Annotated in this window: 7 protein-coding genes; all 7 read left to right on the plus strand. The window is 29.6% G+C overall.

What is annotated here, in order from left to right:
* The first annotated feature begins 302 nt into the window (after window positions 1–302).
* Window positions 303–899: a TetR/AcrR family transcriptional regulator gene (locus tag HMPREF9129_RS05375; protein WP_004821187.1), complete on the plus strand. Its 597-nt coding sequence runs from the start codon at window positions 303–305 to the stop codon at window positions 897–899.
* 19 nt (window positions 900–918) lie between these two features.
* Entirely contained in the window at window positions 919–1080 is a 162-nt protein-coding gene (locus HMPREF9129_RS12315; RefSeq protein WP_004821188.1) for a PEP/pyruvate-binding domain-containing protein, read from the plus strand.
* On the plus strand, window positions 1043–2317 hold the full coding sequence (locus HMPREF9129_RS12320) for a PEP/pyruvate-binding domain-containing protein (RefSeq protein WP_004821190.1): 1275 nt from the start codon (window positions 1043–1045) through the stop codon (window positions 2315–2317). Before HMPREF9129_RS12315 ends, HMPREF9129_RS12320 begins: the two co-directional genes overlap by 38 nt.
* Window positions 2318–2423: 106 nt before the next feature.
* Window positions 2424–3401 carry a PEP-utilizing enzyme gene (locus HMPREF9129_RS12325; RefSeq protein WP_004821192.1) on the plus strand — a complete coding sequence of 326 codons (978 nt, stop codon included), beginning with the start codon at window positions 2424–2426 and terminating at the stop codon, window positions 3399–3401.
* 1 nt (window position 3402) lies between these two features.
* Window positions 3403–4776 carry an MATE family efflux transporter gene (locus HMPREF9129_RS05385; RefSeq protein WP_004821194.1) on the plus strand — a complete coding sequence of 458 codons (1374 nt, stop codon included), beginning with the start codon at window positions 3403–3405 and terminating at the stop codon, window positions 4774–4776.
* A gap of 799 nt (window positions 4777–5575) precedes the next feature.
* Window positions 5576–6274, plus strand: coding sequence for a response regulator transcription factor (locus HMPREF9129_RS05390; protein ID WP_004821197.1), 699 nt, complete (start codon window positions 5576–5578; stop codon window positions 6272–6274).
* 3 nt (window positions 6275–6277) lie between these two features.
* A complete protein-coding gene (locus HMPREF9129_RS05395) occupies window positions 6278–7186 on the plus strand; it encodes a sensor histidine kinase (protein WP_004821199.1) in 909 nt (302 codons plus the stop codon).
* The last annotated feature ends 159 nt before the right edge of the window (window positions 7187–7345 follow it).

Below are 7345 nucleotides of genomic sequence, written 5' to 3' on the forward strand. Positions count from 1 at the left end.
GATTAAAACGCTTTCTCAAAAACAATTCGTATAGTATAGAATTTAAATTAAAAGAGAACTAAATTTTAATGTATAAAGTTTAGAGTATTTAAAAACACTAATACGAAAAGGAGTGTTATAGGTGGATGACTATAGAAATATTATCAGTAATTTTGGAGTAGGAAATTTTGCTAATAACAATTTAAAAATATCAATGAATATAAAATGAAATATTCATTGATATTTAAACTTGTCAACGTTATAATGTATATGAATAAAAAATAAAAAATTCATAGAGTTGTTTATAAAATTTGGAGGCTTAGATGGCAAAGGCATTTACAGAAGAAGAGAAGATTAAAATAAAAGAAGATATTATGGAAACGGCTCTTGATTTGTTTCACGAAAAAGGAAAAAAATCACTTAGTATTTCAGAACTGACAAAAAGAGTAGGGATAGCTCAAGGGAGTTTCTATAGTTTTTGGAAGGACAAAGAATCTCTCATTATTGATTTAATGGCATATAGATCCATACAGAAATTGAATGACATAGAAAAAGAATTCTCAAATTCATTAACAAATCCTAAGAAATTTCTTTTAGATGTGATTTATAGGTATGCCATAGATATGACAATGAAAATTAAAACACAGCCTATTTATCAAGAGGCATTTAAAATATTTGCAAGTCAAGATTTAAAGAAAGTAAACAGAGTAGAAAATCTTTATGGAGATTTTGTAGATGGGTTAATAGACTATTGGTACAAAAATAATGTAGTAAAAAGCGTAGATAAGCAAGGCTTATCAAATGCTTTCGTTGGAAGCTTTGTTCTATGTTCAAATTATTTTCATTTTAATGAAAATACCTTTGAGGAAGTGTTACATATTTACATAGAGAGTATTATTAACAGGTATATAGAAATATAGTTTTAAAAGGGAGACCGTTATGATACTAAATTTTGATGAGATAAAAAAGGAAGATGTTTTACTCGCCGGAGGAAAGGGGGCCAATCTTGGAGAAATGACCTCTGCAAATATAAATGTTCCGAGTGGATTTGTTATTACATCGGATGGCTATAGAGATTTTTTTAAAGGAAAACAGTATTGATATTTTTATTGAAAATGAAATTAAGAAATCAGGAAATGATGAAAAAGTTCTATTAAGTATATCTGAACATCTTAGAAACAAGATAAAATCCGGTAAATTTCCTAAATTACTTGAGAATACAATAAGACAAAAATATTTTAGTCTTGGAGATAATGTAAGAGTTGCCGTGCGTTCATCTGCAACGGCGGAAGATTTACCGGATGCAAGTTTTGCAGGACAACAAGAAACTTATTTAAATGTGCAAGGTATTGAAAGTGTATTAAATGGGGTGCGTAATTGTTATGCTTCTCTTTGGGGAAACAGAGCGGTGAGCTATAGATTACACCAAGGTTATGACCAAAGTTCCGTTTCAATTGCCGTTGTTATTCAGGAGATGGTAGAAAGCGAAAAAGCGGGAGTTTTGTTTACTGTGAATCCGGTAAGTAAAAAAGAAAATGAGACGCTAATAAATGCAAGTTATGGTTTAGGAGAGAGTGTTGTAAGCGGAAGAGTTACAGCAGACAGCTATATTGTTGACAAAAATGGAGAAATTATTGAAGTAGCTATTGGAAGCAAGGAAACCCAGATTATATATGCAGAGAAAAACACGGTAGAGGTAGCGGTTTGTGATAACGATAGAAAAAAACGAGCATTAAATGATAAAGAAATATTAGAGCTGATAAAATCTTGTTTGAATATTGAAAAACATTATAAAATGCCAATGGATATTGAGTGGGCAATTAAAGATGATGAAGTATATATTTTACAGGCAAGAGCTATTACCACATTGAAACATTCTATAGATAGTCTATCTGAAGACAATTTGGTCCAAAAATATACAAAGGATAAAAAAATCAATAAAAGTACACGAAAAATGATGTCATTTCTTTTAGAAAAAATGCCTTTTGCATATAGAGTGCTTGATTTCGACTATTTTACGGCAATTAATGATCAGAAAGTTAACATTTTATCGGAAGTCGGAATTGTTTTACCAAGAAATCCGATTATAGATGATGATGGAATACAAACCTTTTCTGATACAGGCAAACGAATCAATAAAAATATATTTAAGTTTTTTAAAATTTTAAGAAATATGAAAGACTTTAACAGTTGTTATCATAAGTGCAAAGATTTTATGAGAATATATAAGTCGAAAATAGAAAAAATTAAGTGTTTAAATTTTGAAAATATGACATTGGAAGAATGCAAAAATTTTATAGAAGATAGTTATATTTTTTTTACAAAAATTAGCATATGACAGATTCAAATACGCTTTATTCCCATCAGTTTTAAACGATAAAAAATTTACAAAAATAATCAAAAAAGTAAATGCCAACTATTCTTCATTTGATTTTTATTGGAATTTGGATAACAAAACATCAGCAGTTACAAATGATATTTATGAAATGGCTTGTGAGATAAGAAAAAACGAATCCTTAAAAAGAGATGTTATTTCAGGAGAAAGTTATAAAGAATTATATGAAAACCATGATGATTTTAAAGATATAACAGATAAGTTTATGAGAGATAACGGATTTAAATCTGATTATAATTGCTATTGTTTATCTGCAAAAACATTTATTGAAGATCCCGATAGGCTGATAAATATATTAAGACCGATATTAAACACAGATGAAAGTAGTGATGAGATTAAACAGAGTAAAGACTTTTCCGAATTAATGATAAGGCTAAAAGAAATTTATGGACATAAGTTTCAAGATATAGAAAAACAAATAGAATATTTCAGATATTTTCATGTAGTTCGTGAAGAAACTCAATATATTTGGGAAACCTTATTTTATTATGTAAGACAGTGTGTTAAAAGAATCAACTGTATTCTTATTGGAACTGAAGATTATGAAATTGGGATTGCCAATCTGTTTTATAAAGAACTCTTGGAAGCAATGAATAGGGGTAGTCTAAATGAATCGGATAAGGAAAAAATAAATAGGAGAAATGAAAAGTTTCCTTTGGCAATAAAAGTATGGGATGCCTCAAAGTTGTTAATTTTTGAAACAAATGGGGATGTTTTAAAGGGCGTAAGTGGAAGTGCTGGTATTGTAGCCGGAAGAGTGTGTATAATAAATAATCCGAAGGAATTTTATAAGATGAAAAAAGGTGATATATTAGTTTGCCATCTTACCGATCCTGAGTGGACACCGTTATTTAAGCTGGCAAGTGCAGTTGTAGCTGATACAGGTTCTGCTTTAAGTCATGCTGCAATTGTTGCAAGAGAGTTTAATATTCCGGCGGTGCTGGGGGTAGGATTTGCTACTACAAAATATAAAGATGGAGATATGATTCAAGTAGATGGTAATAAGGGCGTAGTTAGAGGTTTGTAGCATGAACTCAAATAATAAAAAGGAATTGAGAATAAAAGCTATTTTAAATGATGATCTTCTTCCATTATTGGTAAAAACTTCCATTCCTACCATTATAGGTATGCTCGTCATGGTAATTTATAATTTGACTGATACATTTTTTGTCGGTATTTTAAATAATAAATACATGACAGCTGCTATCGGCATTGTGTTTAGCTTTATGGGTTTTATTCAAGCGATTGGATTTTGGTTTGGGTATGGAAGTGGAAATATAATGTCGAAAAAGATTGGAGAAAATGAAGAAAAGGAAGCAGAGATTATATCGTCTATTGGAATACTCTTTGCTATTGTCATTGGTATTTTGATAGCTGTTTTATCATGGTTTTTTATTTTACCGCTGTCAAGATTTATAGGTGGAAATGCTTCTGAAAACTTGTTGAATTTTACAGTAGAGTATCTAAAGGTAATTATTATCAGCATTCCATTTGGTCTTTATTCTATTACGCTTTACAATCAATTAAGACTTTGTGGGAATGTAAAAGACGCAATGATAGGATTACTGGTAGGAATGGCTGTTAATATGCTTCTTGATCCTGTATTGATGTTTGGGTTTAAACTTGGCTTTATCGGGGCCGGATATGCAACTTTGATAGGACAAATTACAGGGTGCATCGTATTAACGAATTTATCAGAGAAAAATGGGAATATTGCTGTTGACTTAAAAAAAGTAAAACTGAATAAAGAAAGAGTATACCATATTTTGGCAGGAGGAATGCCTAATTTTTCAAGGCAATCTATTACAAGCATAGCTCTGATTTTGCTTAATGTTGTAGCTGCAAAATACGGTGATAGTGTTATAGCAGCATTGACAATAAGCTCAAGGATAGTGGCATTGGCATATATGATAATGATAGGTTGGGGACAGGGATTTCAACCTATCTGTGCAATGAATTACGGAGCAAAGCAATATGATAGAGTTAAGAAAGCTTTTAAGATTTCAGTAATAGTTGGGACAGTTTTTTTAATCGTGTCGGCAATTTTGTTATATGTTTTTTCTGAACCGCTTATTAAAGCTATGTCAAATGATAATGAAGTTATTTTAGTCGGTTCTGAGATACTGCGTATGCAATGTATTACATTGCCACTTTTAGGATACTTTGCAATAAGTAGTATGCTTATGCAGAATATAGGACAATATTTTTGGGCATCAATCATTTCAATTTCAAGGCAGGGAATATTTTATATCCCATTGATATATATTTTGTCAAATATGTTTGGGGAATTTGGAATATATTTGCTACAACCGGTGGCAGATGTTTTATCATTTGTTTTAGCGGTTATTTTAGTTAGAAAAATAAAATTTACTAATTATAAATTCAAACAAGATGTTAATTAAAGTTTATAAAATATTTATTCAGGAGGCAAAAATGTATAGCTAAACAATGAAGTGATAAATAATAAAGATAAAGTATGTAATTCGTGTAAAATACTTGAAACTGAAGAAGTATGCAAAGCCTATTGTAAGATAAAAAGCATGAAAAATATCTTTAGAGAAAATATTGAAAGTATGGCGTTATTATATTTTTAGTAATTAATTATGATATACACTTTGCAGATAAAAGGATAGATGAAAGAAAAGACATTGAAATGGATAAGATAAATCTAAACAGACAATTTAAAACATAATTCTGTATTCAAAGCATTAGAGATGGTATGATATAAATAAAAAAGAGTAGTATTGGGGAATTTATTGATTTGACATTTCTAAAAGTATTTGTTATATTTTCAGTAAATTAAGAGGGTGTCTCACTACATATACCCCAAAAGTGAAGCATTAAAGCAAGTAGAGAGGATAAAACCTCTCTGTTTTTTTAGAAGAAGGAAATTACAGAAGTAATTAAATATGAATTTTATACTGTGAATCCCGATTACCTTGAGTAACTAAATCAAATAGATCCAGAAGTTTATTACAATCCATCATATAGAAACAAGTAGTAAACCGTTTGTTGGAATTGTTGTTGGGATAGAAAATTATAATTATTTTATTTCAGTTTTTTTCTTCGAAAGAAAAACACAAAAGATTGAAGAATTTTTCCGATGAACATTTCTTGATTGATGAAGATAGCATTAAAATAAATGGAGATATTTATAAATTATGATAATTAAGCTGACCTGCTATTATGGAGTTTTGAAATATGAAAGAGATAATAATTATAGATGATGATGTTGTATTATGTAATCTAATTAAAAAGTGTTTAAGTACAGACGGATATTATGTAGATATTGCCAATAATGGACTGGAGGGATACAAAAAAATTCGAAATTCAAATAATCTGTGCTTGATTTTATTAGACATTATGCTTCCCGATTTTGACGGATTTCAAGTTTTGGAGATGATAAGAGAAGAATATACTGTTCCGGTTTTAATGTTGACCGCAAAGTCTGATGATGATTCGAAAATTTATGGACTTAAACAAGGTGCGGATGATTATCTAACGAAGCCATTTAATATTAATGAACTTAAAGCAAGAGTTGAAGCTATGGTTAGAAGATTCACAGACTTTAATCAAAAAAATATAAATCGTTCTAATGAAATCATAATAAAAAATATGAAAATAGATAAAGAGAATAGAACTGTAAAATTAGACAATAATAATATCGAATTGACAAATAAAGAATTTGACTTGCTATATTTTCTTGCATCTAATAAAGGAAGAATTTTTACAAAAAAACAGATATATACAAATGTATGGAAAGAAGATTATCTTTTTGATGATAGCAATATCATGTCCTTTATAAGTAAACTCCGAAAAAAAATAGAACCTAACCCTGAAGAGCCGACTTATATTTTGACGGTTAGAGGAGTTGGTTATCGCTTTAATAAGGAGGAGTGATGTATGGACATAAAGACCATCATAATCTTAATACTTTTATGTGTGATCCTATATTTAGTAAAAAAGATCACGCATATAAAAAAGGAAATAGATAGGATTAGGGAGGTACTTGTTGATATCAAAGATGGTGATTACAATCGTAGAATTTTAATTAAGAAAAATGATACTACAGAAAAAATTTGCCACGATATAAATGAGATAACACTACAAAGTCAAAATAAACTAATAGAGCAAAAACAGTCGGAGCAGGCATATAAATCACTTATGACAAGTTTATCTCATGATGTAAAAACTCCTTTAGCATCTATGGTCGGATATTTGGAAGCAGTGCAAGCAGGACTTGTTATAGGGGATGAAAAAGATGACTATATAAAGGTTTCTTTAAGTAAAGCAAATTACTTAAAGGATTTTGTAGAGAAACTTTTTGATTGGGTAAAATTGGATTCGGGAGAATGGAAGTTTTCTTTTGCGGATAAGGATTTGAACGAATTAACAAGAAATGTGATAAGTGATTGGATTCCTATTTTTGAAGAAAAACATATAAGTTATGAAATTGAAATTCCGGAACAGGAATGTAACATAAGGATAGATGAAAATGCTTATTTTAGAAGTTTAAACAATATCATAAACAATATTATTGTTCATAGTAATTGTGATAGAGTACGTTTGAAATTAGAAGAATCGGATACAAAAGTTATTTTGACGATTTTAGATAATGGAGATGGTATAAGTGAAAAGGATTTACCGTATATATTTGACAGAATGTATCAGGCAGATAGTTCAAGATTAACAAAAGGTTCAGGACTTGGATTATCAATCGCCAAAGAATTATTGCGAGTAAATAATGCTAAAATAAGCGTAAGTAGTGTGCCAGGTATAAAAACTGTTTTTAAAGTGGAGTTTGAAATGTAAATAGCTGATTTAGAAAGTCTCTTCGGGGACTTTTTTTATTTAAGCAAGATAAAAATAAGAGTGTCACAAGATTATGGCAAGGTTAATCATTTACAATATTTATTGTAAGGAGGTGCAATATGTTTTTAATAAAGCTGAAATAAAAAATGGAAGAGAAAT

The sequence above is a fragment of the Peptoniphilus indolicus ATCC 29427 genome (assembly GCF_000227315.1).
In the GTDB taxonomy this organism is placed as follows: Bacteria; Bacillota; Clostridia; order Tissierellales; family Peptoniphilaceae; genus Peptoniphilus; species Peptoniphilus indolicus.

What these genes read in the sequence shown, in the direction of transcription:
- HMPREF9129_RS05390 (WP_004821197.1), top strand. Translation starts at nt 5,576, where the DNA reads ATGAAAGAGATAATAATTATAGATGATGATGTTGTATTATGTAATCTA.
- HMPREF9129_RS05385 (WP_004821194.1), top strand. Translation starts at nt 3,403, where the DNA reads ATGAACTCAAATAATAAAAAGGAATTGAGAATAAAAGCTATTTTAAAT.
- HMPREF9129_RS12315 (WP_004821188.1), top strand. Translation starts at nt 919, where the DNA reads ATGATACTAAATTTTGATGAGATAAAAAAGGAAGATGTTTTACTCGCC.
- HMPREF9129_RS12320 (WP_004821190.1), top strand. Translation starts at nt 1,043, where the DNA reads ATGGCTATAGAGATTTTTTTAAAGGAAAACAGTATTGATATTTTTATT.
- HMPREF9129_RS05395 (WP_004821199.1), top strand. Translation starts at nt 6,278, where the DNA reads ATGGACATAAAGACCATCATAATCTTAATACTTTTATGTGTGATCCTA.
- HMPREF9129_RS05375 (WP_004821187.1), top strand. Translation starts at nt 303, where the DNA reads ATGGCAAAGGCATTTACAGAAGAAGAGAAGATTAAAATAAAAGAAGAT.